Here is a 2,028-nt window from a genome sequence, read left to right on the forward strand (position 1 = left end):
GCCGTTCGTGCTGCTGAAGGCCCAGTCGGACCCGTTCACCCTGGTGGTCACCGCCGTGGTGGCCCTGATCATCGTCGTCGCACAGTGGGTCGTCGTCCGCCGGCGCGACGGGGCGAACAGCACCGGGCAGCAGCCCCACACTCACCCCTGAAGCCGGTCGCGCGACCGGCTCACGGTGAGGGGCCCGTCGGTGGACGGGCCCCTCACCATGAGCGTGCTCGTTCAGTTCTGGCCGGCCAGCCAGGTGCGGAAGTCCGCGATCTGCGCCTGTTGCGCGGTGATCCCAGCGCTGGAGGCCACCCGCAGCTGAGCATGATCAGCGCGGGACTGCAGCTCGAGGAACTCGACGATCCCGCCGTTGTGGTGCGGGATCATCTTCTGCACGAAAGCGACGTCGAAGTCCTCGCCAGCCTCAACAGCGGCCAGTTCTTCGACCATCATCCGGGTCTCCTCCTCCAGGATCTTCATCTCCTCCTGTGCTTCCTCCGGGGCCTGAGCCTTGGCCTCTTCCGGGGTCAACCCGTACCACTCCTCCAACCAGGTGGTGAACTGGTCGATCTGGTGCTGCTGGCTGGCGATGATGTTCTCCGCGTGGGTGCGGATGTCCGGGCTGGTCCCGCGCTCGAGCTCCAGCTGGGCCATCTCGATCGCGGCCTGGTGGTGGCCAATGATCTCGGCCAGGAAAGTGACCTCCAGCTGCTCGCCCTCCAAACCGGCCAGGGTCTCACCGAATTCGTAGGCGGTCGGGGAGGTGGGATCGGGGCCGAGCATGTCCTCCGGGGCCTGATCCTGGGCGTGGGACGAGACCGGGGTGGTCACCTGTCCGTGGGCGAACACTGGGGCGCTGGCCCCGCCCCACAGGGCCGTGGCGACGACAACGGTGGAGGCGGCGGCCGCCGTGCGACGGCCAGGGAACTGGATGGAACGCATGATGATGTCTCTCTTCCGCAATGAAGGAGCTCGACCCCGAGGTGCCGGCTCGGTCATCAGCCCCGTACCCTGCGCGTGAACAAACCGCGCGGGCAGAGCTGTACTGAACAAGGGGCGGGGGGAAGAGGGAACCCGCATCCGGGCACGCCCGATCAGCCCATCAGGCTCCTCTTTCACCGACGGAGGCCGGTCATCGGCGTCCGTGGGTCAGCGCGAGTCTGGGCTCAGCCCAGGGAGGCGACCAGTGCCGCACAGGCGGCCTCGCAGCGACGGCAGGCCTCAGCACAGATCCGGCAGTGCTCGTGCATGTCCGCGTGCTGCTCGCACTCATCAGCACACGCCTTGCACGCCATCTGGCAGACCCGGATCGCGTCCAAGGTGATGTTCGCGTCGTAGCCGGTGTGCCGGGAGAGCACCCGCCCGGTGGCCTCGCACAGGTCCGCGCAGTCGAGATTGGTGCGGATGCACTTGGTCAGCTCGGCGACCATGTCCTCGGACAGGCAGGCATCGGCACAAGCGGTGCAGGTCTGGGCGCACTCGAAGCAGGCCTCGATACAGGCCGCCAGCTTGCCCTGGTCCACTCCCCCGAGGTCCTTCGGGTAGGTCTCCAGCATCGCGCTCACGTGATGGGTCATGGCTTGCTCCTTCGTCGGTTCGGTCGAGGAGACGAACCGGCCGGAGCCAGCCCGCCATGTCATCGACAGTAAACTGCCGATTCTGTGTGACGCGACCCGAAAGCTTGAAGATTTGATGAAGATCAACGCCTCAAGAATCCGCGATCCCGCCTCACTACCTGGCCTCTACATCGGTGCAGCGGGCTGAATATGGAGATTTCATGAAGAAACCCTGCCCTAAGGCCTCGGAAGGGCACTTCCGAAGCCCTCCCAAACTGTGAGCCACCTTGAAAATCCTCCCCAACAATCTTGGTGCTGGCCCGGCCCGCGCTGAAGACTGCGCATGGTTGCAGAGCCCTGTCGCTGTCGGCTGCGTCCAGCGAAACGCGCGCCACCATGCCATGTGTCCTAGTCAGAGCGCTTTGAAAGACCGGTGTGAGCTAGGGCATGTCTCCCAATAGGTCTTTGAGCCAGATGGTGATGG

Annotated in this window: 3 protein-coding genes; 1 reads left to right on the forward strand and 2 read right to left on the reverse strand. The window is 65.4% G+C overall.

The window, feature by feature from the left end:
• Positions 1-222 precede the first annotated feature (222 nt).
• Both AVL61_RS12185 and AVL61_RS12190 read right to left on the reverse strand, forming a co-directional pair.
• Entirely contained in the window at positions 223-930 is a 708-nt protein-coding gene (locus AVL61_RS12185; RefSeq protein WP_047803067.1) for a DUF305 domain-containing protein, read from the reverse strand.
• A gap of 224 nt (positions 931-1,154) precedes the next feature.
• Positions 1,155-1,565: a four-helix bundle copper-binding protein gene (locus tag AVL61_RS12190; RefSeq protein WP_047803066.1), complete on the reverse strand. Its 411-nt coding sequence runs from the start codon at positions 1,563-1,565 to the stop codon at positions 1,155-1,157.
• Here AVL61_RS12190 and AVL61_RS18230 point away from each other — a divergent pair.
• Entirely contained in the window at positions 1,564-1,752 is a 189-nt protein-coding gene (locus AVL61_RS18230) for a hypothetical protein (RefSeq protein WP_141246848.1), read from the forward strand. The two genes, AVL61_RS12190 and AVL61_RS18230, sit on opposite strands and share 2 nt — an antisense overlap.
• Positions 1,753-2,028 lie beyond the last annotated feature (276 nt).

Source organism: Kocuria rosea subsp. polaris (assembly GCF_001483755.1).
GTDB lineage: Bacteria > Actinomycetota > Actinomycetes > Actinomycetales > Micrococcaceae > Kocuria > Kocuria cellulosilytica.